This window comes from Microbacterium sp. Bi128, assembly GCF_918698205.1.
Map to the genome: position 1 here is coordinate 1 of NZ_CAKKMM010000011.1, position 23,978 is coordinate 23,978.

31 protein-coding genes are annotated in these 23,978 nt (G+C 70.5%); 15 read left to right on the top strand and 16 right to left on the bottom strand.

The window, feature by feature from the left end; genetic code table 11:
* Positions 1-72 precede the first annotated feature (72 nt).
* Positions 73-498, top strand: a complete 426-nt coding sequence (locus LQV45_RS01970) for a VanZ family protein (RefSeq protein WP_230005495.1) — start codon at positions 73-75, stop codon at positions 496-498.
* Between the two features lie 26 nt (positions 499-524).
* On the opposite strand, the gene LQV45_RS01975 is transcribed toward LQV45_RS01970, so the two are convergent.
* Both LQV45_RS01975 and LQV45_RS01980 read right to left on the bottom strand, forming a co-directional pair.
* On the bottom strand, positions 525-1,607 hold the full coding sequence (locus LQV45_RS01975) for a HAMP domain-containing sensor histidine kinase (protein ID WP_230005496.1): 1,083 nt from the start codon (positions 1,605-1,607) through the stop codon (positions 525-527).
* Complete coding sequence (locus LQV45_RS01980) at positions 1,600-2,268, bottom strand: response regulator transcription factor (protein ID WP_230005524.1); 669 nt, start codon at positions 2,266-2,268, stop codon at positions 1,600-1,602. Before LQV45_RS01980 ends, LQV45_RS01975 begins: the two co-directional genes overlap by 8 nt.
* Positions 2,269-2,319: 51 nt before the next feature.
* Between LQV45_RS01980 and LQV45_RS01985 the strand changes: the two genes are divergently transcribed.
* The gene (locus LQV45_RS01985) at positions 2,320-2,832 is read left to right on the top strand and encodes a metallophosphoesterase family protein (RefSeq protein WP_230005497.1); all 513 of its coding nucleotides are present in this window, start codon (positions 2,320-2,322) and stop codon (positions 2,830-2,832) included.
* Between the two features lie 81 nt (positions 2,833-2,913).
* Positions 2,914-3,519, top strand: coding sequence for a M15 family metallopeptidase (locus LQV45_RS01990; protein ID WP_230005498.1), 606 nt, complete (start codon positions 2,914-2,916; stop codon positions 3,517-3,519).
* A gap of 66 nt (positions 3,520-3,585) precedes the next feature.
* On the opposite strand, the gene LQV45_RS01995 is transcribed toward LQV45_RS01990, so the two are convergent.
* Together LQV45_RS01995 and LQV45_RS02000 are read right to left on the bottom strand one after the other, a co-directional pair.
* Positions 3,586-4,692 (bottom strand): acyl-CoA desaturase, encoded by a 1,107-nt coding sequence (locus LQV45_RS01995; protein WP_230005525.1) that lies wholly within the window; start codon positions 4,690-4,692, stop codon positions 3,586-3,588.
* A gap of 239 nt (positions 4,693-4,931) precedes the next feature.
* A complete protein-coding gene (locus LQV45_RS02000; protein WP_026095524.1) occupies positions 4,932-5,135 on the bottom strand; it encodes a cold-shock protein in 204 nt (67 codons plus the stop codon).
* Positions 5,136-5,733: 598 nt separating this feature from the next.
* Between LQV45_RS02000 and LQV45_RS02005 the strand changes: the two genes are divergently transcribed.
* Positions 5,734-6,222 carry a pyridoxamine 5'-phosphate oxidase family protein gene (locus LQV45_RS02005; protein WP_230005499.1) on the top strand — a complete coding sequence of 163 codons (489 nt, stop codon included), beginning with the start codon at positions 5,734-5,736 and terminating at the stop codon, positions 6,220-6,222.
* Positions 6,223-6,237: 15 nt separating this feature from the next.
* Here the strand turns inward: LQV45_RS02005 and LQV45_RS35615 are convergent, their stop codons facing one another.
* Positions 6,238-6,369, bottom strand: coding sequence for a hypothetical protein (locus LQV45_RS35615; protein ID WP_290370194.1), 132 nt, complete (start codon positions 6,367-6,369; stop codon positions 6,238-6,240).
* A gap of 113 nt (positions 6,370-6,482) precedes the next feature.
* Here LQV45_RS35615 and LQV45_RS35855 point away from each other — a divergent pair, with 113 nt between their 5' ends.
* From LQV45_RS35855 to LQV45_RS02015, 3 genes are read left to right on the top strand one after another with little or no spacing between them, the layout of a single operon-like run.
* On the top strand, positions 6,483-6,638 hold the full coding sequence (locus tag LQV45_RS35855) for a DUF2256 domain-containing protein (RefSeq protein WP_366001934.1): 156 nt from the start codon (positions 6,483-6,485) through the stop codon (positions 6,636-6,638).
* On the top strand, positions 6,635-8,146 hold the full coding sequence (locus tag LQV45_RS02010) for a cryptochrome/photolyase family protein (RefSeq protein ID WP_230005500.1): 1,512 nt from the start codon (positions 6,635-6,637) through the stop codon (positions 8,144-8,146). Before LQV45_RS35855 ends, LQV45_RS02010 begins: the two co-directional genes overlap by 4 nt.
* A 37-nt stretch (positions 8,147-8,183) precedes the next feature.
* The gene (locus LQV45_RS02015) at positions 8,184-9,713 is read left to right on the top strand and encodes a catalase (RefSeq protein WP_230005501.1); all 1,530 of its coding nucleotides are present in this window, start codon (positions 8,184-8,186) and stop codon (positions 9,711-9,713) included.
* Positions 9,714-9,737: 24 nt separating this feature from the next.
* Here LQV45_RS02015 and LQV45_RS02020 read toward each other — a convergent pair whose 3' ends face one another.
* From LQV45_RS02020 to LQV45_RS02030, 3 genes are read right to left on the bottom strand one after another with little or no spacing between them, the layout of a single operon-like run.
* Complete coding sequence (locus LQV45_RS02020; RefSeq protein ID WP_230005502.1) at positions 9,738-10,325, bottom strand: hypothetical protein; 588 nt, start codon at positions 10,323-10,325, stop codon at positions 9,738-9,740.
* The gene (locus LQV45_RS02025) at positions 10,322-11,158 is read right to left on the bottom strand and encodes an endonuclease/exonuclease/phosphatase family protein (RefSeq protein ID WP_230005503.1); all 837 of its coding nucleotides are present in this window, start codon (positions 11,156-11,158) and stop codon (positions 10,322-10,324) included. Before LQV45_RS02025 ends, LQV45_RS02020 begins: the two co-directional genes overlap by 4 nt.
* Positions 11,158-11,889, bottom strand: a complete 732-nt coding sequence (locus tag LQV45_RS02030; RefSeq protein WP_230005504.1) for a glycosyltransferase family 2 protein — start codon at positions 11,887-11,889, stop codon at positions 11,158-11,160. The genes LQV45_RS02025 and LQV45_RS02030 overlap by 1 nt, the downstream gene beginning before the upstream one ends.
* Positions 11,890-11,974: 85 nt before the next feature.
* Between LQV45_RS02030 and LQV45_RS02035 the strand changes: the two genes are divergently transcribed.
* Both LQV45_RS02035 and LQV45_RS02040 read left to right on the top strand, forming a co-directional pair.
* Positions 11,975-12,727: a sulfurtransferase gene (locus tag LQV45_RS02035; RefSeq protein ID WP_230005505.1), complete on the top strand. Its 753-nt coding sequence runs from the start codon at positions 11,975-11,977 to the stop codon at positions 12,725-12,727.
* Entirely contained in the window at positions 12,724-13,221 is a 498-nt protein-coding gene (locus LQV45_RS02040) for a GNAT family N-acetyltransferase (protein WP_230005506.1), read from the top strand. The genes LQV45_RS02035 and LQV45_RS02040 overlap by 4 nt, the downstream gene beginning before the upstream one ends.
* On the opposite strand, the gene LQV45_RS02045 is transcribed toward LQV45_RS02040, so the two are convergent.
* The 4 genes from LQV45_RS02045 to LQV45_RS02060 are packed head-to-tail and all read right to left on the bottom strand — an operon-like array spanning position 13,184 to position 16,448.
* Positions 13,184-13,399: a hypothetical protein gene (locus LQV45_RS02045; protein WP_230005507.1), complete on the bottom strand. Its 216-nt coding sequence runs from the start codon at positions 13,397-13,399 to the stop codon at positions 13,184-13,186. The genes LQV45_RS02040 and LQV45_RS02045 overlap by 38 nt on opposite strands.
* On the bottom strand, positions 13,396-14,814 hold the full coding sequence (locus LQV45_RS02050) for a hypothetical protein (RefSeq protein WP_230005508.1): 1,419 nt from the start codon (positions 14,812-14,814) through the stop codon (positions 13,396-13,398). The genes LQV45_RS02045 and LQV45_RS02050 overlap by 4 nt, the downstream gene beginning before the upstream one ends.
* On the bottom strand, positions 14,807-15,181 hold the full coding sequence (locus LQV45_RS02055) for a hypothetical protein (RefSeq protein ID WP_230005509.1): 375 nt from the start codon (positions 15,179-15,181) through the stop codon (positions 14,807-14,809). Before LQV45_RS02055 ends, LQV45_RS02050 begins: the two co-directional genes overlap by 8 nt.
* A 31-nt stretch (positions 15,182-15,212) precedes the next feature.
* Positions 15,213-16,448 (bottom strand): NAD(P)/FAD-dependent oxidoreductase, encoded by a 1,236-nt coding sequence (locus LQV45_RS02060; protein ID WP_230005510.1) that lies wholly within the window; start codon positions 16,446-16,448, stop codon positions 15,213-15,215.
* A gap of 147 nt (positions 16,449-16,595) precedes the next feature.
* Between LQV45_RS02060 and LQV45_RS02065 the strand changes: the two genes are divergently transcribed.
* The 3 genes from LQV45_RS02065 (at position 16,596) to LQV45_RS02075 (ending at position 18,067) form a co-directional block, all read left to right on the top strand.
* Positions 16,596-17,195, top strand: a complete 600-nt coding sequence (locus LQV45_RS02065; protein ID WP_230005511.1) for a hypothetical protein — start codon at positions 16,596-16,598, stop codon at positions 17,193-17,195.
* Between the two features lie 63 nt (positions 17,196-17,258).
* Positions 17,259-17,666: a MerR family transcriptional regulator gene (locus tag LQV45_RS02070; RefSeq protein WP_230005512.1), complete on the top strand. Its 408-nt coding sequence runs from the start codon at positions 17,259-17,261 to the stop codon at positions 17,664-17,666.
* A complete protein-coding gene (locus tag LQV45_RS02075) occupies positions 17,663-18,067 on the top strand; it encodes a carboxymuconolactone decarboxylase family protein (protein ID WP_230005513.1) in 405 nt (134 codons plus the stop codon). The genes LQV45_RS02070 and LQV45_RS02075 overlap by 4 nt, the downstream gene beginning before the upstream one ends.
* On the opposite strand, the gene LQV45_RS02080 is transcribed toward LQV45_RS02075, so the two are convergent.
* From LQV45_RS02080 to msrB, 3 genes are all read right to left on the bottom strand, one after another.
* Entirely contained in the window at positions 18,064-18,432 is a 369-nt protein-coding gene (locus LQV45_RS02080; protein ID WP_230005514.1) for a GntR family transcriptional regulator, read from the bottom strand. The genes LQV45_RS02075 and LQV45_RS02080 overlap by 4 nt on opposite strands.
* An 86-nt stretch (positions 18,433-18,518) precedes the next feature.
* On the bottom strand, positions 18,519-19,073 hold the full coding sequence (gene msrA, locus LQV45_RS02085; protein ID WP_230005515.1) for a peptide-methionine (S)-S-oxide reductase MsrA: 555 nt from the start codon (positions 19,071-19,073) through the stop codon (positions 18,519-18,521).
* Between the two features lie 47 nt (positions 19,074-19,120).
* Positions 19,121-19,579, bottom strand: coding sequence for a peptide-methionine (R)-S-oxide reductase MsrB (gene msrB, locus LQV45_RS02090; RefSeq protein WP_230005516.1), 459 nt, complete (start codon positions 19,577-19,579; stop codon positions 19,121-19,123).
* 208 nt (positions 19,580-19,787) lie between these two features.
* On the opposite strand from msrB, the gene LQV45_RS02095 reads away from it, so the two are divergent.
* Entirely contained in the window at positions 19,788-20,615 is an 828-nt protein-coding gene (locus tag LQV45_RS02095) for an SDR family NAD(P)-dependent oxidoreductase (RefSeq protein ID WP_230005517.1), read from the top strand.
* Between the two features lie 79 nt (positions 20,616-20,694).
* Here the strand turns inward: LQV45_RS02095 and LQV45_RS02100 are convergent, their stop codons facing one another.
* Complete coding sequence (locus tag LQV45_RS02100; RefSeq protein WP_230005518.1) at positions 20,695-21,006, bottom strand: hypothetical protein; 312 nt, start codon at positions 21,004-21,006, stop codon at positions 20,695-20,697.
* Between the two features lie 142 nt (positions 21,007-21,148).
* Between LQV45_RS02100 and LQV45_RS02105 the strand changes: the two genes are divergently transcribed.
* Positions 21,149-21,862, top strand: coding sequence for a CoA pyrophosphatase (locus LQV45_RS02105; protein ID WP_374208125.1), 714 nt, complete (start codon positions 21,149-21,151; stop codon positions 21,860-21,862).
* A 63-nt stretch (positions 21,863-21,925) separates the two neighbouring features.
* Entirely contained in the window at positions 21,926-23,605 is a 1,680-nt protein-coding gene (gene pgi / locus LQV45_RS02110; RefSeq protein ID WP_230005519.1) for a glucose-6-phosphate isomerase, read from the top strand.
* Positions 23,606-23,978: the final 373 nt, after the last annotated feature.

The window sequence follows — 23,978 nt, forward strand, 5'->3', positions numbered from 1 at the left end:
GTATCGTTCCGCGCAGACGCGAGCACAACGGCGGATCCGTTCGGATGGAGTCCCCGACCCCTGGAGGCTCCCGTGTCCGATCACCCCGCTCCCTCGCTCACCACCGCCCGCGTTCTCGTCGCCGCCGCCGTGCTCGCCACCGTGGCCGGGCTTACCCTGGCGCCCCGCAGCATCGCGTGGCCGGCGAGGACGCTCCTCCTCGACGCGCTCGCTCTCCTGCCCCCGCGCTGGAACGACGTGCTCCTCGGCGGGGATGCCGACACCGCGCTCAACGTCGCATTCTTCGTTCCGCTCGGGATGGCGCTGGCGATGCTGCTGCCGCTGCGGTGGTCGCCGGCATCCGTGCTCGTGGGAGCGGCGGTGTCGCTGGGGGTGGAGACCGCGCAGTCGGTGATCCCGGGGCGCGTCCCCGACGCGGGAGACGTCCTGGCCAACACCGCCGGCGCGCTCGTGGGGACGATCCTCGTCGTCGTGGGGCGCCTCCTCGTGCGACGGTGACGGGGCGCGGTGCCGACGGTGCCCGGTCAGCGCGGCAGCCGCAGGCGCGCGCACAGGCCCCCGCCCTCTCGCGGCCACAGTTCGAGTCGGCCGCGGTGCGCGTGTGCGATCGAGGCGACGAGGGCGAGTCCCAGTCCGGCACCGTCGGCGGATCCTCGGGTGCGGCCGGCTCCGCGGACGAAGGGCTCCGGGAGCGTCGCGACGAGCTCGCGGGAGAGCAGCGGACCGGTGTTCGCGACGTCCACGACCACGGCATCCACGTCCTCGGTCACGGCGATCCGCACCCAGCCGTGAGCGACGTTGTGCATCACGGCGTTGCGCACGAGGTTGCCCACCGCTTGGCGCGCGAGCATCGCGTCGCCCGCGGCGATGCCGACCGCCGGCGTCGTGATCGCCAGGTCGACTCCCGCGGCCTCGGCGTCGGGTCGGACCTCCGCCACGACGGAGGCAACCAGCCCGCCGATGTCGACCGCTTCGCGCGGGAGCTCGCCTCCGCGCGAGGCGCGAGCGAGTGCCAGGAGCGCCTCGGTGAGACGGATGGCGCGCTCGTTCGTGACCTCGAGACGGTGGACGAGCAGCGCCAGGTCCACGGAGTTCGGATCGGCCCGTGCGACCTCCAGCAGCGTGCGCATCGTCGCCAACGGCGTGCGCAGCTCGTGCGAGGCGTTGGCGGCGAAGCGCTGCTGCTCGTCCATCGTCTCGCCCACGCGCGCGAGCATGGCGTCGAACGTGTCGGCCAGATCGGTGAGCTCGTCGCGGGGCCCCGCGAGGTCGACGCGGCGGGACAGATCACCGTCGCGCACGGCTCGAGCGACTTCGGTGATGCGGGTGAGAGGGCGCAGCATCAGCCCCGCGACCATCCACCCGCCGGCGAGTCCGACGACCGCGAGACCGGCGACGGTCAGCCACGCATACCGGACGAACGCCTCCATCAGGTCGCGGCGGGCGGGCGTGAAAGCGCCGCTGTCCGAGGACAGGTTGCCCTCCGGGACGAAGCGCAGCACGAGGAAGCCCAGCGCGAACACCGCGACCCCGACGAGGACCACGAACGCGGCGTAGCTCAGGGTGAGCTTGACGCGCACGGACAGACCGGGTGCGCGCTCACGCATCGGCCGGGCCCATCCGGTAGCCGACGCCCGCCACCGTCTGGATGAGCCAGGGCTCGCCGAGGCGCTTGCGCAACGTCGAGATCGTGATCCGCACCGCGTTGGTGAAGGGATCGGCGTTCTCGTCCCACGCCCGCTCCAGCAGCGTCTCGGCACTGATCACCCCGCCCCCGGCCGCCATCAGCACCTCCAGCACCGCGAACTGCTTCCGGGTGAGCGAGACGTACCGGCCGTCGCGGTACACCTCGCGGCGGAACGGATCCAGCCGGATGCCGTGCTGCTCGAGCACGGGCGGGGCTCCGGCCGGGGGACGGCGGGCAAGGGCCCGCAGGCGCAGGACGAGCTCGCGCAGAGCGAAGGGTTTGGTGAGGTAGTCGTCGGCGCCGTTCTCGAAACCGGTGGCCTTGTCGTCGAGTCGATCGGCGGCGGTGAGCATCAGCACGCGGGGTGCGGAGGGACGCGTCGACAGGTGCCGGGCGATCTCGTCGCCGTTGGGCCCGGGGATGTCGCGATCCAGGACGACCACGTCGTACGCGGTGTAGCCCAGGAGCTCGAGGGCGGTGTCGCCGTCCCCGGCGATGTCGGCGGCGATGGCGTCGAGGCGGAGGCCGTCGCGGATCGCCTCGGCGAGGAAGGGCTCGTCCTCGACGATCAGCACGCGCATGTCGTCATCGTAGGCGGGCACGTGTATCGCGAGTGTAAGTAGCGTGGGGTCATGGCGACCCGACTGCTCCTCGTGGCCGACACCCACGTCCCGAAACGCGCGCGGGTGCTCCCCGCGGCGGTGCGTCGCGCGGCATCCGAGGTCGATCTCATCGTGCACGCGGGAGACTGGGTCGAGGCGGGCGTGCTCGACGAGCTGAGTGCCCTCGGGCCTGTCCTCGGTGTGTGGGGGAACAACGACGGCGACGACCTCCCCTCTCGGCTGCCCGAAGTGGCCCGAGCCGAGATCGAGGGCGTGCGGGTGGCGGTCGTGCACGAGACGGGCGCGGCCGCGGGGCGCGAGGCGCGGATGGATGCCGCGTTCCCCGACACCGATCTGCTCGTGTTCGGTCACAGCCACATCCCGTGGGACACGGTCACGCCGGGCGGTCTGCGGCTGCTGAACCCCGGTTCACCGACTGATCGTCGACGTCAACCGTCGTGCACGCTCATGACCGCCACACTCGTCGACGGCGGTGTCCACGACGTGCGTCTGCACGCGGTGTCGCGCGATCCGGGCGACTGACCGTCGCGCGGCGGCCCCGTATCGTCGGCATATCTCTGCCGGCATACGCCCGGGCAACGGCCCGCCCGGTCGACTGGGACCATGCCCTCCCCGTCGCACGTTCCCGTCCGCGCCGACCGTCACCGTCTCGTCTTCGCGGCGGTCGCCGGCGGCCTGATCCTGATCCTCCTCGCTGTCATCACGCTTCTGGCATCCACGACGGCGTCGTCGTTCACCGAGCGCGTCGTGGCGGGCGTGGCCTTCTCACCGACCGAGGCCGACGGCATGATCGACGCGGATGCGCCGCTCGGGGTCGAGGACGATACGCACCCCGCGATGACGGGCCTCGACCCTGTCCTGCGCGACGCCCTGCGCGCGGCGCAAGAGGCCGCGGAGGTCGACGGCATCGTCTTCGACGTCACGAGCGGGTGGCGCAGCGTCGACTACCAGCGCTGGCTCCTCGGCGACGCGATCCGCACCTACGGCAGCGAGGAGCTGGCGCGCGAGTACGTCGCTTCTCCCGAGGACTCCAGCCACGTCACCGGGCACGCGGTCGACATCGGATCGCTCGATGCGCAGCTGTGGCTCGGGGACCGCGGGCGGGAATGGGGACTCTGCCAGACGTACGCCAACGAGCGCTGGCATTTCGAGAAGGCGACGGAGGCCGGGGGAGAGTGTCCCACTCCGCACCCGGACGCCCGCGGCTGATCCGGCCGGTCGAACGACGACGCCGCCCCCGGGATCCGGAGGCGGCGTCGTCAGGCGAAGCGGGTGTCAGACACGCCGGGCCGCGGAGGTCATCGGGCACTCGAACGGGTCGCGGGCGGCGAGGCCCACGCGGTTCAGGTAGGCGATGACGATGCCGTAGGACTGCAGCAGCGTGGTCTCGACGTAGGGCACGTTGAGGGTCGCACAGTGCTCGCGGACGATCTCGCGGGCACGGCTCAGGTGCGGACGCGGCATGTTCGGGAACAGGTGGTGCTCGATCTGGTAGTTCAGGCCGCCCATGAGCCAGGTGGCCCACCAGCCGCCCGAGATGTTGCGGGAGGTGCGGACCTGCTTGCTGAAGAAGTCGAGCTTGGCGCCCGGCGCGATGACGGCCATGCCCTTGTGGTTCGGGGCGAAGGAGGCACCCATGTACACGCCGAACACCGCCAGCTGCACGCCCAGGAACGCGAAGGCCATCCCGATCGGGAGGAACACGAACACGGGAGCGACGAAGACGGCGAAGCGCAGCGCGATCAGGGCGAGCTCGGTCCAGCGGCCCTTGACCTCGCCGCGCGAGAGGAGGTGGCGGATCGCGAGGGCGTGGAGGTTGAGCCCCTCCAGCGTCAGCAGCGGGAAGAACAACCAGCCCTGGCGCAGCGTGATCCAGCGACGCAGGCCCCGCGCGGTGGCGGCATCCTCGTCGAGGAACGAGATCGTGTCGATCTCGATGTCGGGGTCTTTGCCCACGCGGTTGGGGTTGGCGTGGTGGCGGGTGTGCTTCGTCGCCCACCAGGACTGGCTCATGCCGACGATGCCGTTGCCGATCCACAGCGCCAGCCGGTCGTTGGCCCGCCCGGAGGCGAAGATCTGCCGGTGGTTGGCCTCGTGGGCGAGGAAGGCGACCTGGGTGAACAGGATGCCGAACGCGGCGGCGATCAAGAGCTGGAACCAGCTGTCGCCGAGGAGGACGAATCCGGTGATCGCGCCGCCGAAGCCGAGGACGATGGCGGTGCCGACGAGGGCGTAGAAGACACGGGTGCGGACGAGGAGTCCGCTCTCGCGAACGACCTGGGACAGCTCTGTGTAGGCCTTCGCGATCGGGGGGAATTCGGTGGTGCCGGCGTAAGTCTGACGAACGGGGCCGAGACGGGACTCGACGATGGTGGAGGCGATGAAGATGCTCCTCGAAGTGATGACCGTAGTCGGGAGCCGGAGCAGATGCCCGGGCTGAGGCTCACACTACGGGGGTGTCCATAAGGCCGTCGGTATACGACCCCATGCACGGCATACTCACCGGAAGTCGACACCTCTCGGACACTGCTTCATCGTTCGGCGGATACCGCATTGCGCGAACGACGAAGGCCGGGGCGTCGCCGTAGCGACACTCCCGGCCTCCGTTGAGGAGCGTGAGCTCAGAGGGGACGAATGTTCGCCGCCTGCATGCCCTTGGGGCCCTGCTCGGCGTCGAATTCGACCTTCTGTGCTTCCTGCAGCTCCTTGAAGCCATTGCCCTGGATCGCGCTGAAGTGCGCGAACAGGTCGGCCGAGCCGTCGTCGGGTGCGATGAACCCGTAGCCCTTCTCGGAGTTGAACCATTTCACGGTGCCAGTGGCCATCGTGTTCTTCCTTTTTCTTTTCGGGCCGCTGGTGCGGCCGTGGGCGCCGATCCGACGCGTGCGGATCGGACGGGGAGCACGCGACGCCGGGAGGGCGGTGCGTACGCGGTGGGCGTCGACGGCGGACTGGGCCTCGTCGACGGAATCATGGATGCCGAGATCTTCGCCGCGCGCACCCTGGGCCTCGAAGCCCTCGGGGATGGCGCCGACGAATCCGGCGTAGGAGGAATCGGCCATCGCGACGAAGACGTCGAGATCGGCCTGGCGCCACGACAGTGGCGGGGGAAGCAGAACAGACACAGAAGCTTTCAGCGCGAAGCGGGCGGCGGAGGAGCCGCATCGGCGCGACGCGCGCGGAGATGAGGGGGGAATTGCATCGGTCACGGCTCGGTGCCGTGCGCCCGGCATCTCAGCGATGAGGCGGACGTCGATGAAGCAAGTCCCAGAACGAATACTCCACGGTAGCACGGATGGCGCTCTCGGCACATCGTTCTTTTCGGCATCCAGTCGCGAGCAGATCTCCGTCGCGACGTCAACCGCTGGCGGGCGATCTGTCGAAGGGGTGGGCTGGGCGCCCCACCGGAAAGAGGAGGACCCCATGTCCGACGCCGTCGCCGAGCTCGAGAAGCTCAACGAGATCGTGAAGAAGTTCCGCTTCGCCATGCTCACCACTCGGGCCGAGGAAGGGGACCTGCACGCCCACCCGCTCACGGTCCAGGAGCGCGAGTCCGACGGGGATCTGTGGTTCATCGTCGGCACGCACGCCTCGGCCGTCGAGCACGTGCGACGCGATCCGAAGGTGGGTCTGTCGTTCAGCTCCGACGGGCTGTGGCTCTCACTCGCGGGCGAGGCCGAGGTGATCGACGACACTGCGATGTTGAAGGAACTGTGGTCGACGAGCGTCGAGGCCTGGTTCCCCGACGGCCCCGAATCGCCCGACATCACCCTGCTGAAGGTGTCGGCCCTGAGCGGAGAGTACTGGGGGAGCGCCGGCGGTCGCGTCGCGACGGCGATCGCCCTGGTGACATCCAAGGTCACCGGTGAACGACCCCGCGCCGAGAACGAGAAGTTCGACCTGCCCGGCTGAGCGAAGCGCCCGGGATCAGCCGCCGGAGGGGTTGTCCACGGGAGCGCCATCGTCGTCGGTGCCATCGGGGATGTGTGGCGCATCGGCTGTCTCCAGCTCATCGGGCTGATCGGCGGTGTCGGGGGTGCTGTCGGGTGTAGACGTCATGGCATCCACCCGATCAGAGCTGCCCGCTCCGCGCACGACCCTTGCGTGAGAGCACTCGGTGTGCTGTCCGCAAGCCCCCGATCCGCCGGGGTGTGCGCTGACAGCATGACGCCATGGCACGACCCCCGTTGCGCACGAAGCCCTGCGCCTTTTGCGGCAGACCCTTCTCGGATCGCAAGCGCTGGAGCGGGCGCGATCAGTGGGACGAAGTCCTCTACTGCTCGCGCGGATGCCGAGCGAAAGCGGCCGCAGAGCGGCGGCGCGCATGAAGGCCGCGCTCATCCTCGCGACGCAGCAGTTCTCCGCTCACCCCGCGTTCTCGGACGCGGACGTCGAGGAGTTCTTCTTCATCGAGTCCGGTCCGCGGTTCGCGAAACTGCCGTACCACCGGCACAAGATCGTCCTGCTGGTGTCGGCCATGCGGCACACGGCGGCGCGGCTCGAGGCGGAGGGGCGCACCGTGCAACGCGTCGGGCTGGGCGACGACCTCACGTTCGCGGACGCCCTGGCCGGACTGCTCACCGCGCACGGGGTCGACGAGCTGACGTGGATGAGCGATCCGAACCGCCCCGTCGACGACCGCATCGGGCGTCTGTGCGCGGAACTCGGGGTCGAGACCAATATCCTCCCCGACGCTCTCTTCCACACCCCCGAGGACGATCTCGACGAGTGGTTCGCGGAGCATCCCACGCCGCTCATGGAGGACTTTTACCACTGGCAGCGTCGGCGCACCGGCATCCTGATGGAGGGGAGAAAGCCCGCGGGGAGGCGGTGGAACTTCGACGCCGACAATCGCAAGCCGCTGCCCAAGAAGGGACTCGACGTCCCCGCGCTTCCGCGCCCGGAGCGCGACGAGATCACCGAGGCCGTGATCGCCGAGGTCGACGAGCGCTTCCCCGACCACCCGGGGAAGGCCACCGATTTCTGGCTGCCGGTCACGCCCGCGGACGCGCGCGCATGGCTCGACGTGTTCGTCGCCGAGCGCCTCGGCGACTTCGGGCGGTACGAGGACGCGATGAAGTCCGACGAGCCGTTCCTCTTCCACGCGGTGATCTCCCCGATGCTCAACATCGGTCTGCTCACCGTCGACGAGGTCATCGCCGCCGTTACTCGCACGGATGCACCGCTGGCATCCGTCGAGGGGTTCGTGCGGCAGGTGATCGGCTGGCGGGAGTACATGCGCGGCATGTACCGGGCGCACCCGAAGCTCGAGCACGTGAACGCGCTGCACCTCGAGAGGCGCGTGGAGGACTACTGGTACTCGGGGGAGGGGATCCCGGATGACCTGCCGATCCCGGTGCGCACCGTTCTCGAACGCGTCCACCGGTGGGGGTACGCGCACCACATCGAGCGGCTGATGGTGCTCGGCAACTGGTTCCTGCTGCAGGGCTACGCGCCGCGCGAGGTGAACCGCTGGTTCCTCGCGCTGTTCGTCGATGCGTACGACTGGGTCATGGTCCCCAACGTGATGGGCATGAGCCAGTACGCCGACGGCGGATTCGTCGCGACCAAGCCCTATGTCTCGGGCGGGGCGTACCTGCAGAAGATGGGCTCGTGGTGGACGTCGGCTCAGGATGCCAAGGACTCGGTGTTCACCGAGGCGTACTGGGCGTTCCTCGAACGCCACGAAGACACCCTCGCCGGCAACCACCGGCTGTCCCTGCCGCTCGCCCAGATGCGCACCCGGAGGGACGCGGCATCCGCTGAGCCGAACACGGGGCGTACGCCGTCGGGACGCCGAACGCAACCCGTCGAAGGGCAGAGGGAGCGCACGTAGCGTCGGAGGACCCGGCCGAATCGACGTGAGGAGCGCCATGACCACCCCCACCACAGCGAACAACGGAGCGCCCGTCGCCAGCGACGAGCATTCCCAGAGTGTCGGAGCTGACGGCTCCATCGCCCTGACCGACCACTACCTCATCGAGAAGCTCGCGCAGTTCAACCGCGAGCGCGTGCCCGAGCGCGTCGTGCACGCCAAGGGCGGCGGGGCGTTCGGCACCTTCCGCACCACCGGCGACGTGTCGGCCTACACGCGCGCGGCGCTGTTCCAGCCGGGGGTGGAGACCGAGATGCTCGCGCGCTTCTCGTCGGTGGCCGGCGAGCAGGGCAGCCCCGACACGTGGCGCGACCCGCGTGGATTCTCGCTGAAGTTCTACACGACCGAGGGCAATTACGACCTCGTCGGCAACAACACTCCCGTCTTCTTCGTGAAGGACGGCATCAAGTTCCCGGACTTCATCCGCTCGCAGAAGCGCCTCCCCGGCAGCCACCTGCGCGACAACACGATGCAGTGGGACTTCTGGACCCTCTCGCCCGAGAGCGCGCACCAGGTGACGTGGCTCATGGGCGACCGTGGCATCCCGGCCTCGTGGCGCCACATGAACGGGTACGGCTCGCACACGTACCAGTGGATCAACGCCGACGGCGAGCGCTTCTGGGTGAAGTACCACTTCCACACCGACCAGGGGCCCAAGACGCTCACGCAGGACGAGGCGGACCTCATCGCCGGTCAGGACGCGGACTTCCACATCCGCGACCTGTACGCCGCGATCGAGCGGAGCGAGTTCCCCACGTGGACGCTCAAGGTGCAGATCATGCCGTACGAGGATGCCAAGACCTACCGCTTCAACCCGTTCGACCTGACGAAGGTGTGGCCGCACAGCGACTACCCCGAGATCGAGGTCGGCACGATGGAGCTCAACCGCAACCCGGGCAACTACTTCGCCGAGATCGAGCAGGCGGCGTTCGAACCGTCGAACTTCGTGCCCGGCATCGACGGCAGCCCCGACAAGATGCTGCAGGCCCGCATCTTCAGCTACGCCGACGCGCACCGCTACCGCGTGGGGACGAACTACCAGCAGCTGCCGGTGAACCGTCCGCACACCGAGGTGCACTCGTATTCCAAGGAGGGCGCGATGCGGTACGAGTACAACCCTCCCGAGGTGCCGGTGTATGCGCCGAACTCGGCCGGCGGCCCCGCGGCCGACCCGCGGCGCACGGGCGATGGCGGCTGGCAGAGCGACGGCGAACTCGTCCGCTCGGCGGCGACCCTGCACCCTGAGGACGACGACTTCGGTCAGCCCGGGACGCTCGTGCGCGACGTGATGTCGGCCGAGGAGCGCGACCGTCTCGTCGAGACGGTCGCCGGCCACGTCGGGGGAGTCACTCGCACCGAGGTGCGCGAGCGGGCCGTCCAGTACTGGAAGAACGTGGATGCCGAGGTCGGCTCCCGCATCGAGGCGGCGCTGCCGCCGCTCGAGGAGTCGACCGCCGCAGGCGAGCAGCTCAGCGAGCCGAACCCCGACGGCGACCTCGTGGGTCGCGACGTCGCTGGCCGCATCTGACACAGTCCCGGAGCGACCCCGCGGTCAGAGCGCCGCGCGGTCGCTCCGGGTCAGCCGGATCCGGGATGCCAGGATGCCGACCACGAGAGCCCCGATCCCGCCCGCGGCCATGTCGCCGATCGTGTCGTCGTACGTGACGAAGATGCTGTCCGTGATGAAGCGGTAGCCGAACCACTCCACCATCTCCCACACGGCGCTGAGGGCGAGCCCCGCGATCGTCGCCACGACGATCGGGGTCCGGCGACGACCGGTCGGCGCGACGACGCCGGAGTCCTCGAGGACGATCAGGGCGACGGCGGCGAGCACGCCCGTGCACGCGGCATGCACGACGAGGTCCCATCCCGTCCACGCTCGGTACAGGTCGAGGACGTTGCTCCCCGCCGCGACGAACACCGTGACGCACGTCACGAGGTCCAGGCCGGAGCGCAGCCCCAGCATGCGCGAGAGCATGACGGCGGGGAGTGCCATGGACAGCACCGCGGTGTCGGTGGCCGGCAGTGCGAACAGCGACGCGAGGACGATGAGGATCGCGACGGCGCGCACGACATCCGCGGTCCACTCGACGGGGGTGCGCGGTGGCCGCTTGAGGTTGGCGTACATCGCGACGATCATCGGCTCTCCGCCTCCACCGGGATGCGCACGACGGCCTGCACCGGCAGGTGGTCGGACGGCCAGCTCGTCCCCGTCGGACGGGGGTCGATACCCGCCCCGCGCACGCCCACGTCGCGGGTTGTGAGGATCGCATCGATACGGCGGGCGCCGAGCTTCGGTCGACGGTAGTTGTTGAACGTGCCCCATTCGGCGGTGCGGCGGACCGGGGTGTACGCCCAGGTGTCGACCAGCCGGCCCTCGTCGAACATGTCGGCCAGCTCGGCCGAACGCACGTGGGCATTGATGTCGGCGGTGAACACCAACGGAGCGCTCTCGCCGGCGGCGACGTCGTTCAGCCAGCGCGCCGAGTGCCGTCGGGCGCGGCGCGAGAACGCGTCGAAATGCGTGTTCACGAACACGAAGCGCGCCGAGGTGGCGCGGTCGCGCATCCGAGCGATCACCGCGATGCGGGGGATCGTGTTTCCCCAGCCCGTGGACCCGGGAACGTCGGGGGTGTCGGAGAGAGCAATCTGCTCCCAGTCCTCGACCTCCAGCCGGTCGCGGTTGTAGAAGATCGGTGTGCCCTCGCCACCCCGGTCGCGCCCGCGGCCGAGCCCGACACGCCCGTAGGTCGAGCCGAGAGACTCCTGCACCCACCGCGCCTGGTCGGGCATTGCCTCCTGCGAGCCGAGCAGGTGCGGACGATTCGCGCCGAGGAACGTGCGCAGGCGCTGCTTGCGCAGGCCCCAGCGATCGGCGGGCGGCCACGTCATCCGCTCGAACCGGCGACGCACGTTGAAGCTCATCACGTGCAGGTCGGGGGCAGAGACGTTCGGGAAGAGCACGGCCGCCATCAGCGGCGCCGGCCCAGGCGTCGCGCCCACCGCAGGGGCGGGATCTCGCGCGGCCAGTGCGCGAACACGGTGCCCATCCCGCGGGAGAAGCTCTTCGCGAACCGTCGCGGTCGCACCGTGCGGGAGGAGACGCGCATGTGCCGTCCCGAGACGATACGGATCCGGTGGTCTTCGCCGAGGTGGAACGCCAGGTCGAGGTCGTCGTGCAGGCGGGGATCGAGGTGCACACGATCGCGCACGCTCTCCCACGCCGCCCGCCGGAACGCCATGTTGGAGCCCCACAGAGGGGCGTGACCGAGCGCCGGGTACGCGAACGCGGTGTAGGTGCCGAGGAACGCCCACGCCATCGGCCGACGCTGCCTCTCGGGGCCGTCGTGGAACACGGCGCCGGCGGTGACGGCATCCACTTCCGGGTCGGCGAGGGCCTCGACCATGCTCGCGATCCACCCGGGGGCCGGGAGGCTGTCGGCGTCCAGCCGGAGGATCAGGTCGCCCTGCGCGGCGTCGTATCCGGTCGCGGCGGCGGCGGGGATGCCGCGCTCGCCGCAGAACACCACACGGGCACCCGTCGCTCGCGCGACGGCGGCACTGTCGTCGGTGGAGGCGTTGTCGACCACGACGATCTCGTCGGCGGGGCGCGATTGCGCGGCGAGCGCCCGCAGGCAAGCGGCGAGGGGGACGGCGTCGTCGCGAACGGGGATCACGACCGACACGGTGGGATCTTGGGGCACGGATCCTCCAGGGGGACGGTCCTGCCACGTTAGCGACAGCGGCGGCGGGCTCGGACCGCCTTGCGCTCTGCGTACCCTGGATGCCATGGCATCCGCGGCATCCGTCCTCAACGTCTCGGCGTATCTGTTCACGCGGATCGACGACCCCGCGGTGCTGCGTCCCGTCCTGAAGGAACGCGCCGCGGCGGCGGGGCTGCGCGGGACGATCCTGCTCGCCGAGGAGGGCATCAACCTCTTCCTCGCGGGCGAGGCCTCCGGTGTCCGCGGGTTCGTCGACGAGCTGCGCGCGGATGCCCGCTTCGCGGAGCTGACCACGAAGGAGAGCTGGTCGGATGCCGTGCCCTTCGGCAAGCTCCTGGTGAAGGTCAAGCGCGAGATCATCCGCATGGATCGCCCCGAGGTGCGCCCGCAGGACGGCCGCGCGCCCGCTGTGTCGCCCGCAACGCTGCGTCGGTGGCTCGACCGGGGCGTCGACGACGAGGGTCGCGAGGTCGTCCTCGTCGACACCCGCAACGCGTTCGAGGTCGACTACGGCACGTTCGCGGGCGCCAAGGACTGGCGCATCGAGCGCTTCACCCAGTTCCCGGATGCCGCGAGCGCCCACCGCGACGAGCTCGCGGGCAAGACCGTCGTGAGCTTCTGCACGGGCGGCATCCGATGCGAGAAGGCGGCTCTGTACCTCCGCGACGAAGGGCTCGACGCGTACCAGCTCGACGGCGGCATCCTCGGCTGGTTCGCCGACCAGGGCGGCGCGCACTGGGACGGCGACTGCTTCGTCTTCGACGAGCGCGAGGCCGTCGATGCGGGGCTGTCGGCGCGGGCTAGCCTCGAGGCATGACCTCGCTGACCGATGGCGCCGAGCTGCGCCGCGCCCGCTCGGGCGACGAGCCCGGCATCCTCGCGTGCATCCAGGCGCTCGCCGACTACGAACGTGAACCGGATGCCGTGGACAACACGGTCGACATGCTCACCGAGACGCTCTTCGGCGATGACCCTCGCGCGTTCGCCTTCGTCGTCGACGGCGGGGAGGGCGAGATCCGCGCCATCGCGATCTGGTTCCTCACCTATTCGACCTGGACCGGACGCCACGGCATCTGGCTCGAAGACCTCTACGTGCACGAGCAGTACCGCTCGAACGGGTACGGCGTCGCGCTGCTGTCGGCGCTCGCCGCAGAGTGCCTCGAGCGCGGCTATCCGCGGCTGGAGTGGACGGTGCTCGACTGGAACGAACCCGCGATCGGCTTCTACCGTGCCCTCGGTGCGGAGGCGATGGAGGAGTGGACCACGCGGCGCGTCACGGGCTCGGCGCTCGAGGCCCTGGCGGGTCGCTGAGCGACGACTCGATGCGCGAGAGCGAGAGCGTCAGGAAGGGCAGGCTGTCCCGCGGGAGCACCGTGGTGCAGACGACGTGTTCGTTCACGCGGAAGCCGACGGCGTAGACGAACGGGTCGGTGTCGATGTGCCGGGCGGGGCGGTCCTCGCCGTCTACGGTGACCGAGGAATCGGTCACCGCGCCCTGCGCGCGCGCCGGAGGAGGAACCAGGCGATCCGCCCGGCGGCGAGGAGCTTTCGCAGGCGGCCGGGGCGACGGACCGTGCCGAACGCGGTGCGATCGGGGGCGTCCGCAAGCCGGCGCTGCAGCGCCCGGAAGCTGTCGACCTGACGGGCGAGGAGGTCGAGGTCGACCCCGGCGTGCGCCGTCTCGGCCAAGAGCGACGCGGGCCCGGTCACGAGCGCGATCGCCGGGATGCCCTTCTCGAACAGGGGTTCGCCCTCGCCGAGGTGGATGAGCGCGCCGGGTTTCACGGGGGCGGCATCCCTCCACTCCGCGCGAACGAGCGCGTCGAACTCGCGGGTGGTCGCGTACAGGAGCTCGGGCTCGGCCGCGTCGGTGCGGTCGTCCGTCCCGGGGGCTTCGTCCCGTCGACGCTTCGCCCCGAGGTGCTCGATGACGAGGCCCGCAACGGCGGTCGGGCCGTCGGCATCCGGCGACCAGAGTTCGGGGTGGGCGTCGAGCCAGGCTGTCGTGGCCTGTCCGTGCTCCGTCACCGCCGGGATACGCAGGTGCCCGGCAACGAGGACGAACACGAGCGTGCGATCGTGGGGGATCGTGGCGGCATCCCGGGCGAGCGCCAACAGGCCGATGAAGCCGTTCTCCTCGACCGCGTTGCCGCCGTCGCTGTGCGTCACGACCAGGACGCTCTCGTCGACGTGGGGACCCGTGCCCGGCGACACCGCCCACACGGTGTCCATCGACGCGTCCGGGTGACGGGTGGCATCCAGGACGAGGGTCGCTCGCGCACCCCGGCGTGCGGCCGCCACGACGCGGTCGCCCGCGGACTCGGGCACCCAGACGGCCGGAAGACCCTGGTGGGGGCGGGTGAAGGGCAGGTACTGCCCGCGGGCCTCGTGGTCGGCCAGGCCCCGCCACACCGCGATCACCCCGAGGACTCCCGCCTCGCGCGCCGCCGTGAGGTCGGTGCCGGCAAGCTCCGACGAGATGACGGGGTTCGCCACGGCGTCGAAGGGGAGTCGTCCGTCCCACGAATTCAGAAGCAAGGATGCCGGGGCCTCGACGTTGTCGACCTCGATGACGGCGATCCGACCCGCAGCCGACGCCCAGGTCTTCCGTCGCCCCGCCAGCAGCATGAGGGGAGCGGTGGTGCCCGTCGGCCCGGTCTCGCCGGAGTAGGGCCACGCCGAGGACACCTCGACCCGGGTCTCGTCGATCGTGAGCGACACGGCATCCTCCGCGGCATCCCACCGTTCGAAGGTGTGCGTGTCGCGCTCCACCCGGTACCCGAGGGCGGTGAGTTCGGTGGCGACTTCGTCGATCAGCATCCGGTGGGCATCGTTCCCCGAGCGTCGGGGCCCGAGCGTGTTGAGCCGGTCGATCCACCGCTGCGGGGTCTCGCGCTCAGGCACGGCCCCACTCCGGCTGCGGGTACTCGCTCGCGGGAGGGGCCACGGACAGGACGGCGATCAGACCGGCGAGCACGACGGCGGCACCGAGCGCCAGCGCGATCCCCACGACGACGCGGCGGCCCCGGCCAGGCCTCGAGCCGCGAAGTCCGACGAGCGCTGCGCCGATGAGCCCGACGATCCAGATCCCGAGTCCCGCGGCACCCATGGCTATGCCGATGGCCCGCTCGGAATCGTCCGAGTCCGAGTACGGGATGACGGTGATCCCGGGGCCGACCAAGGTCAGACCGGACGCGCCGATCATGAGGACGCCGAACAGTCCCGCGAGAGTCGCCGCGATGGTGAGGGCGAGGGCCCCGGTGATCCGCATGCTCCCATCTTGACGGGTGGGACCCGCCGGTTCACCGCGACAGGTCGTGCAGCACAGCCTCCGCCGCCCGCTGCCCCGACACGAGCGCACCTTGGATCGAGGCGGTATCGCGGTGGTCGCCCGCGACGTAGCGGCCGTCGCCGAGGCGCACCGGGCGGCGCAGATGCAGCGGCGGCTCCTGCGCGGGAAGGGCTCCCGCGATGTCGTCGCGGCGGAGCAACCGCCACGCACGCGTATCGGCCTCCCACACCTCGGTGAGCTGCCGACGGACGTCGGCCTCGGTCGCGTCCGACGGCAGCACGCACGCCGCCTGGATGAGGTGATGCCCGCGCGGCGCGTACGTGGGAGCGGTGTTCGTCATCACCGCGGTATTGACGATCGGTCCGCGGCGGCGCCCGTCGACGCGCAGCGCCGCGTCCGCCGAGGGCGCCTCGTCGGCGGCGAACCACCACGTCTGCAGGCCGCGAGCGCGGGGGAGCGGCACGTCGAGCCCGGATGCCAGGCCCGTGGCGATCACGACGGCCCGGGCCTCGACGGCATCCGTCCCCTCGATCTCGACGCTCCATCCCGTGCCGCGGCGCCGGGTCACGGTGGCGCGGTGGGAGAGGCGGATGCCGGCTCCCGCACGCCGTGCGGTGTCGGCGAGCTGTGCGGGGAGGGCGCCGATGCCCGCCGCCGGAACGCCCGGGCGGCCGAGAGCGAAGCTGCGGATCAGGAGCCGGACGAACGCGTCGGAGGTCTCCTGCCGGTCGTCGGCGAGCACGCCCGCGAGGAACGGTTCCAGCACGCTCTCGCGCAGCGGGCCGCGCACCCCCGCGCGATCCCACGCCTCGTCGAGGCTCCGATCGGGGCCGGTCTTCGCGGCGCGGGCCGACAGGATCACCGGCGCCGCCCACCGCGCGAGGGCAACGGCATCCGTCGGTCGGACGAGACCGCTCGACAGCGTCGAGGGAATCGACCCCGGATGCCGGAGGGGGTGCGCGAGCCGCGCGACCCGGTCGGCGAGCTTCACCCCGACGGCCACGGGGAACCGCCGCAGAGCGAGCGCACCGACGTCGACCCACCGCCGGATCGCCGGGTAGGCGGGATTGAGCACGTGGAAGCCGCGGTCGAGGCGAAAGCCGTCGACGATGTCCGTGCGCTCGCGCCCGCCCACGGCGTCTCCCGCCTCCAGCACGACGACGTCGCGGCCGGCCTCGGCCAGGCGGGTGGCGCAACGAAGGCCCGCGAGTCCCGCCCCGATCACGATGACGTCGTATGCGCTCATGGTTCCAGGGTAGGTAGCGCCCTTGGCCGGGCAGGGGGGATTGCGGCTGCTCGGCTCAGTGCCTCGATCGCGTCGGCCCGGTCCGTCACGGGCCGACGGCCGTCGAGTTCCACGCTCCCCGCGCGCGCCGCCCGCTAGGGTGGCCGCATGCGTATGCGATCCCGGGGGCGGGGGCCCTCCGTCATCGCCGGGCTGCTCCTCGCCGGTGTTCTTTCCGGTTGCGCCACGGCGCCAGGCGGCGCTGATCCCTCACCGACCCGGGTCGGACCGCCGCCCGCGTCCGAGGGATCGGTCGTCTCTCCCGCGGTGGATCCCGCTGCGCTCCAGCGCGCACGGGCGTGGCTGGATGCCGCGGTCGTTCCGGACGGTGCGGTCGAGGTCGAGGCGGACACCGTCGCGTCCGTGTTCTCCTCGTACCAGGGTTGGCCGTGTCGTCCCGTCGCCGAGCTGACCGGGTACTGGCGGCTCCCGGATGCCGACCTGGCCGATACCGCGACGTGGATCGCGGCGCACCCGACTCCCGGCCTGACCGTGCCGTTCGTGCCGAACTACCCGGCCGGAGCCACCGGAGAGCTGAATGTCGGTCAACTCCCGACACCGGACAGCCAGGAGGGCATCGTGTTCAGCGTCGCGCCCGGGCTCGACGGAGATCTCGCCATCCGCGCGCAGGTCGCGGCGCTCGCCGAGTCGGCGACGTGTGCCGACCCCGGGCCCGGTGCACGCTGGGGCGCGCCCGGACAGGGCTGACCCGACGAAGGGTCGACGCGCCGAGGTTGACTTCGAGTGCGCTCGAACTCCTAGCCTGCAGGTGTGGCAGAGGAAGACACGGGTCTCACGGTCGCGCAGATGAGCGTGGCGACCGGGGTGACGGCGCACACACTGCGCTATTACGAGCGGGTGGGGCTGGTTCGACCCGTCGCCCGGAGCTCGGGCAACCAGCGGCGGTACTCCGCCGCGGACGTGGAGTGGGTGCGGTTCCTCCTCCGGCTCCGTGAGACGGGGATGCCGATCGCGCGAATGCGCGAATACGCCGCGCTTCGTGAGCAGGGGCCCGCCACGACGGAACCGCGTCTGCGGCTGCTAGAGGCGCACCAGGCGGGTCTGCGTGAGCAGATCGCCCGGCTGCACGCCCACGAGACGGCGCTGGTCGAGAAGATCTCGACCTACCGGGACGACTTCGCCGCGATCGACGCCTCGACAGAACGGAACAACGGATGACCGAGACGACGGAACGACAGCAGAGGTTCGCCCGGGGCAAAGAGGTTCTCGACGCGGTCGACGGGGCCGCCGGTGCGAACGTCATCGACGCGCTCGCCGAGGTCGCGCCCGAGCTCGGCCACCAGGTGGTCGCGTGGGGCTTCGGGGAGATCTACTCCCGGTCGGGACTGGAGCCCCGGGACCGACAGCTGGTGACCCTCGGGATGCTCACCGCACTCGGCGGCTGCGAACCGCAACTCGACGTCCACATCAACGCCGCGTTGAACGTCGGTCTCACCCCGGAACAGATCGTCGAGGCGTTGCTGCACAGCGCCGTCTATTGCGGCTTCCCCCGCGCGCTGAACGCGACGTTCGTCGCCAAGAAGGTCTTCGCCGAGCGCGGACTGCTGCCGGTGGGCTAGCGGCCGCTCCCGTTCCCTAGCGCCGCGCGCGCGAGGTCGAGCGCATCGGAGGCCTCGAGTCCGAGGTCGCGCATCGCGCGGGCGAACTCGGCGGCGGCCGCGGCAGCGCGCTCCCGCGTGGCATCCGTTCCGGCCGAGACGAACGTCCCCGCGCGGCCCCGGGTCTCGACGAAGCGCGCCTCTTCGAGTTCCTTGTAGACGCGCGCGACGGTGTTCGCCGCGAGGCCCAGGTCGGTCGCGAGCGCGCGGACCGGGGGGAGTCGTGTCCCGGTCGGCAGCGCGCCGCTGGCGATCATCGCGATGATCTGAACCCGCACTTGCGCGAACGGGGGAGTCGTCGACGCGGGGTCCACTCGGATGTCCATGGTGCCGCCACCGTATCAACCGCCGCCCGCGCAGCGGGCAACGGAAAGGGCCCGGATGCCATGGCATCCGGGCCCTCGTCCGAGACTTACGCGGTCGCGTCCTCGCGCTGGGGCAGCACCCAGCCGGGCCGCACGAAGTGGCACGTGTAGCCGTTCGGGATGCGGATCAGGTAGTCCTGGTGCTCGGGCTCGGCCTCCCAGAAGGGGGCCTCGGCCTCGATCGTGGTGACGACCTTCGCGGGCCAGATGCCCGACGCGTCGACATCGGCGATCGTGTCGCGGGCGACCTGCTCCTGCTCGGGCGAGAGCGGGAAGATCGCCGAGCGGTAGCTCGTGCCGATGTCGTTGCCCTGACGGTTCAGGGTCGACGGGTCGTGGATCTGGAAGAAGAATGCCAGGATGTCGCGGTAGCTCGTCTTCGTGGGGTCGAAGACGATCTCGACCGCCTCGGCGTGGCCGGGGTGGTTGCGGTACGTCGCGTGGTCGTTCGTACCGCCGGTGTAGCCGACGCGCGTGTCGAGCACGCCGGGCTGGCGGCGGATGAGGTCCTCGACGCCCCAGAAGCAGCCGCCCGCGAGGACGGCGGTCTCGGTGCCGGGGCGGCGGGTGATCTCGCCGGTGTCGGTGGGTCCGCTGGTCATGGTGTGGCTCCTTTTACGATCGCGGTGGGAGAAGAGGGAGAAGAGGTTCACGACGCACGACTCTCGCGGAAGAGGGCCAGATAGGCGCCGTAGCCCTGAGCCTCGAGCTCGCTCACGGGCACGAACCGGAGCGCGGCCGAGTTCATGCAGTATCTCAGCCCGCCGGCCTGGCGGGGGCCGTCGTCGAAGACGTGACCGAGGTGACTGTCGGCCCCGCTCGAGCGCACCTCGGTGCGGCTCATCCAGAGCGTGCGGTCGGTCTTCTCCACGACGGCGGTGTCGTCGATGGGCTTGGTGAAGCTCGGCCAGCCCGATCCGCTGTCGAACTTGTCGGTCGAGGCGAACAGCGGCTGCCCCGACACGACGTCGACGTAGATCCCTGCCTCGTGGTTGTCCCAGTACTCGTTGCGGAACGGCGGCTCCGTCGCGTCGTCCTGCGTGACGGCGAACTGGCGGTCGGTGAGGCGCCCGAGGGCGGCCGACGTCTTCCGGTACTCCGTGGTCACGGTGTGCATCCTTTCGCGTGCGATGCCCGGTACGGGCATCAGTGGGAAGAACGTCCGACCTGGCCGATTTGGTCCCGTGGGACTGGGAGCGGGCTGTGAGTTCTCGCGCGCGGGGGATACCGGGGGCAAGGCCGCACGTTTGTCCGGGGGAGCGGGCTAACGTGGCCAGCCGTCGTCGCTTGCGACACCCATTCCGCCAGGAGGACTCATGCCCCGCACGATCGTGATCACCGGAGCCAGCGATGGGATCGGTGCGGCCGCCGCCCGCCAACTCCACGAGATCGGAGAGGACGTCGTCGTCGTCGGCCGAAACCCCGACAAGACGCGCCGCGTCGCGGACGCGCTGGGGGTTCGCTCGTTCGTCGCCGATTTCTCCGATCTCGCCCAGGTGCGAGAGCTCGCGGCATCCCTCGCGGCGGAATTCCCGCGCATCGATGTGCTCGCCAACAACGCCGGCGGGATCTTCGCGGAGCGCGCGCTCACGACCGACGGCTTCGAGGTCACGTTCCAGGTGAACCACCTCGCGCCGTTCCTCCTCACGAACCTGCTGCGCGAAACACTCATCGCTTCGCGGGCGTCGGTCATCCAGACCTCGAGTGCGGCGGCGCGTCTGTTCTCGCGCTTCGACATCGACGACCTCCAGGGGGAGCGTCGATACTCCGCCTCGGCCGCGTACGGCAATGCCAAGCTCGCCAACGTTCTGTTCACGAAGGAACTGAACCGGCGCTTCGGCGACGCCGGGCTCTCGTCCGTCGCCTACCACCCCGGGGTCATCGCCTCGAGCTTCGGGTCGACCTCCAGCGGGTCGTGGAAGTTCCTCTACGGCGGAGCTCTGGCCGAGCGCTTCCTGCCCTCGACCGACGTCGGTGGTGCGCGTTTGACGTGGCTCGCTCTCGGCAAGCCGGGGGTCGACTGGCAGCCGGGCGGCTTCTACGCCAACAACAAGCCCGCGAAGACCCACCGACGGGCCGACGACCCCGCGCTGGCGCGCCTGCTGTGGGACCGCAGCGCCGAGCTGGCCGGCCTCGACGCGTAGCGGGCCGCCCGTTCGCCGGGCGAAGATCCGGGATGCCGCTGTCTCGGCGTCGGCAGGTCGAGATCCGCCGCGGTCCAGGTCACCGGGCGTTCGCGCGCGGGGGCTCGACCGTCCATCCCAGCCGCTCCAGAGCGCTGTGCAGCCGACGCGCCTGCGCCCAGGCGATCTCGCGCGATGCGTCGGAGCAGACGTCGATCGCGAAGGGCGGGGGATCGGCGAACTTGGGGATCTCGACCTCCGCCCAGGCGTGGGGCGCGAGCCAGACGAGCGGGCGGGGTGTTCCGGCATTGTCGACCGCTCCGTCGGCCGCGAAGGCGATCACGTCGAGGGCGTCGATCTTGGTGATGGGCATGTCGACGACGAGGGTCACGGCGTGGAGTCTTTCGGTCATCGGGCACCTCCCGCGTTCATCCTCACATGTCGCACGACGCTGGGGGCGGCGAGCGGCGACCTCGGCGAGAGCCGCCTCTCGCGCCCGTTTCCCCCGCGCGGGTTCCGCCCTCGCGCGTGACCCGTCCGACTACCCTCGATCCATGCCCTCGCCCCGCACCGAACTGCGCGCGCTCGTCGACGGCGCGACGGACGAGATGTTCGCCGACCTCCGTGCCCTGCCGGTTGCGGACGGTGCCCGGGCCGCCGCCGTCCTGATCCTGTTCGGCACCCTCGACGCGGTCCCCAGCTCGCACTCCGCCCGCGCGGTGCCGCGCGATCTGGATGTCCTGCTGCTCTCCCGCGCCGCCACTCTGCGAGCGCATCCGGGGCAAGTGGCCTTCCCCGGAGGCCGCGTCGACGCGGGGGACTCCGGACCCGTCGCTGCGGCGCTCCGCGAAGCGAACGAGGAGACGGGACTCGATCCGGCGGGAGTGGAGGTCATCGGCACACTGCCGCGCGTGCCGCTGGCGTACTCGCGACACCTGGTGTCCCCGGTCGTCGGGTGGTGGGATCGGCCGTCTCCGGTGCGCGCGGTCGATGCCGCCGAATCCGCCGCCGTGTTCCGCGCCCCCGTCGCCGACCTCCTCGACCCGGCGCGCCGCGGAGTGACCAGCATCCACCGCGACGGACGGACCTGGCGCGGCCCGGCCTTCCTCGTGCCGCACGCGACGGGGACCCATGTCGTGTGGGGGTTCACGGCGATGTTGCTCGACGGGATGTTCGACCGGCTCGGGTGGACGGAGCCGTGGGACGGAGCGCGCGAGATCGCGCTCCCGACCGTGGGCACGGTTCCTCCCGAGGGGTCGATCGCTTAGCGGTTTCCCCTTCGTTCGTCATCCCGCCCTCGTCCGTCCGCTCGGGTCGCTACCGTGGGGTACGTGACTGCGCCCGTTGATCCCACCACCACCTCCGCCTGGACCCGCCTCACGGCTCTGCGCGAGAGCTTCGACCCCGATCTGCGCGCGTGGTTCGCCGCCGATCCCGATCGCGTCGAGAGCCTCACGCGCACGGTCGGCGATCTCCACGTCGACCTGTCGAAGAACCTCATCACCACCGACGTCCTCGAGGCCCTCGTCGCCCTCGCCGACGAGACGGGAGTGCGCGAGCGCTTCGCCGACATGCTGCGCGGCGTCCACCTCAACACGAGCGAAGACCGTGCGGTCCTGCACACGGCCCTGCGTCGCCCCGCGGACGCCGCACCCGCACTCCACGTCGACGGACAGGACGTCGATCACGACGTCCAAGCCGTTCTCGACGCGATGTCGACCTTCGCCGACCGGGTCCGCTCGGGCGAGTGGCAGGGCGTGACGGGCAAGAAGGTCACGCACGTGGTCAACATCGGCATCGGCGGATCGGACCTCGGTCCTGTGATGGTCTACGAGGCACTCAAGCCGCTCGCCGACGCCGGTATCCAGGCGCGTTTCGTCAGCAACATCGACCCGACGGACATCGCCGAGAAGACCGCCGACCTCGACCCCGAGACGACGCTGTTCATCGTCGCGTCCAAGACCTTCACCACGCTCGAGACCCTGACCAACGCCCGGCTCGCCCGAGACTGGCTGTGGGCGGGTCTCGCCGCCGCCGGCGCGATCGACGACACCGACGACGCGCGCGTCGACGCCGTCGCGCACCACTTCGTCGCGGTGTCGACGGCTCTCGACAAGGTCGAGGCCTTCGGCATCGACCCCGCCAACGCCTTCGGCTTCTGGGACTGGGTCGGCGGGCGATACTCGGTCGACTCCGCGATCGGTCTGTCGCTGATGATCGCGTTCGGCCCCGCCGCGTTCCGCGAATTGCTCTCGGGTTTCCACGCTGTCGACGTCCACGTGGCGACGACGCCGGTCGAGCGCAACGTCCCGGTCCTGATGGGGCTGCTCAACGTCTGGTACACCAACTTCCTCGGCGCGCAGTCGCACGCGGTCCTGCCCTATGCCCAGCAGTTGAGCCGGTTCGCCGCGTACCTCCAGCAGCTGACGATGGAGTCCAACGGCAAATCCGTGCGGTGGGACGGCTCGCCCGTCACGACCGACACCGGCGAGATCTTCTGGGGCGAGCCGGGAACGAACGGGCAGCATGCGTTCTACCAGCTCATCCACCAGGGCACCCGCTTGATCCCCGCCGACTTCATCGCGTTCGTCAATCCCGCCTACCCGCTGGCCGACGACGGCCGCGATGTGCACGGGCTCTTCCTCGCGAACTTCCTCGCGCAGACGAAGGCTCTCGCGTTCGGGAAGACCGCCGAAGAAGTCGAGGCCGAGGGCACCACGGGCGCCCTCGTCGCGGCACGGACCTTCCCCGGCAACCGTCCGACGACGTCGATCTTCGCCCCGGCATTGACGCCCGCGGTCCTCGGTCAGCTCATCGCGCTGTACGAGCACATCACCTTCACGCAGGGCACGATCTGGGGCATCAACTCCTTCGACCAGTGGGGTGTCGAGCTCGGCAAGCAGCTGGCTCTGCAGATCGCTCCCGCGATCGAGGGTGACGACGACGCCCTCGCGTCCCAGGATGCCTCGACCGCCGCGCTGCTGAACTACTACCGCGCGCACCGTTCCTGACGCGAACAGCTCCGACCGCACGCCGAACGGGTCGATCCGCGAGATTTTCCTCGCCGGATCGGCCCGTTCGTCTGTTCGGGGGAGTCGCTTCGGCGGATACCCCGGCCCTGCCCGCTGCGGGGTGGCGAGTAGTTCGCGGGAATACACGGTGAGAGAGCTTTTCCGAAGGGATGCCAGGCGCCCCCGTCGAGGCCCTGTCCGGTGCCGCGGTGTGCTGCGCGATCCCGCTGTCCCGGCGGCAGGCCTCCCACGAGCCTTTCAGGTAACGAAGAGATAACGCTCAGACGTGCCGCTCACACTCGGGGACTTGTGTCGACCCGACGGCACATTTCGCGCTCGCGCCCGACGAGTTGCGCCCCTGACGAAAGATCTC

Coding starts and splice junctions, on each gene's coding strand:
- LQV45_RS02035 (WP_230005505.1), top strand. CDS start 11,975: ATGGCATCCGCGGCATCCGTCCTCAACGTCTCGGCGTATCTGTTCACG.
- LQV45_RS01975 (WP_230005496.1), bottom strand. CDS start 1,607: ATGCGTGAGCGCGCACCCGGTCTGTCCGTGCGCGTCAAGCTCACCCTG.
- LQV45_RS02025 (WP_230005503.1), bottom strand. CDS start 11,158: ATGGCGGCCGTGCTCTTCCCGAACGTCTCTGCCCCCGACCTGCACGTG.
- LQV45_RS02100 (WP_230005518.1), bottom strand. CDS start 21,006: ATGACCGAAAGACTCCACGCCGTGACCCTCGTCGTCGACATGCCCATC.
- LQV45_RS02000 (WP_026095524.1), bottom strand. CDS start 5,135: ATGGCCACTGGCACCGTGAAATGGTTCAACTCCGAGAAGGGCTACGGG.
- LQV45_RS02015 (WP_230005501.1), top strand. CDS start 8,184: ATGACCACCCCCACCACAGCGAACAACGGAGCGCCCGTCGCCAGCGAC.
- LQV45_RS02095 (WP_230005517.1), top strand. CDS start 19,788: ATGCCCCGCACGATCGTGATCACCGGAGCCAGCGATGGGATCGGTGCG.
- msrA (WP_230005515.1), bottom strand. CDS start 19,073: ATGACCAGCGGACCCACCGACACCGGCGAGATCACCCGCCGCCCCGGC.
- LQV45_RS02020 (WP_230005502.1), bottom strand. CDS start 10,325: ATGATCGTCGCGATGTACGCCAACCTCAAGCGGCCACCGCGCACCCCC.
- LQV45_RS02075 (WP_230005513.1), top strand. CDS start 17,663: ATGACCGAGACGACGGAACGACAGCAGAGGTTCGCCCGGGGCAAAGAG.
- LQV45_RS02010 (WP_230005500.1), top strand. CDS start 6,635: ATGAAGGCCGCGCTCATCCTCGCGACGCAGCAGTTCTCCGCTCACCCC.
- LQV45_RS01985 (WP_230005497.1), top strand. CDS start 2,320: ATGGCGACCCGACTGCTCCTCGTGGCCGACACCCACGTCCCGAAACGC.
- LQV45_RS02055 (WP_230005509.1), bottom strand. CDS start 15,181: ATGCGGATCACCGGGGCCCTCGCCCTCACCATCGCGGCGACTCTCGCG.
- LQV45_RS01980 (WP_230005524.1), bottom strand. CDS start 2,268: ATGCGCGTGCTGATCGTCGAGGACGAGCCCTTCCTCGCCGAGGCGATC.
- LQV45_RS02080 (WP_230005514.1), bottom strand. CDS start 18,432: ATGGACATCCGAGTGGACCCCGCGTCGACGACTCCCCCGTTCGCGCAA.
- LQV45_RS02105 (WP_374208125.1), top strand. CDS start 21,149: ATGCCCTCGCCCCGCACCGAACTGCGCGCGCTCGTCGACGGCGCGACG.
- LQV45_RS01990 (WP_230005498.1), top strand. CDS start 2,914: ATGCCCTCCCCGTCGCACGTTCCCGTCCGCGCCGACCGTCACCGTCTC.
- LQV45_RS35615 (WP_290370194.1), bottom strand. CDS start 6,369: ATGACGTCTACACCCGACAGCACCCCCGACACCGCCGATCAGCCCGAT.
- LQV45_RS02065 (WP_230005511.1), top strand. CDS start 16,596: ATGCGTATGCGATCCCGGGGGCGGGGGCCCTCCGTCATCGCCGGGCTG.
- LQV45_RS02005 (WP_230005499.1), top strand. CDS start 5,734: ATGTCCGACGCCGTCGCCGAGCTCGAGAAGCTCAACGAGATCGTGAAG.
- LQV45_RS02040 (WP_230005506.1), top strand. CDS start 12,724: ATGACCTCGCTGACCGATGGCGCCGAGCTGCGCCGCGCCCGCTCGGGC.
- LQV45_RS02060 (WP_230005510.1), bottom strand. CDS start 16,448: ATGAGCGCATACGACGTCATCGTGATCGGGGCGGGACTCGCGGGCCTT.
- LQV45_RS35855 (WP_366001934.1), top strand. CDS start 6,483: ATGGCACGACCCCCGTTGCGCACGAAGCCCTGCGCCTTTTGCGGCAGA.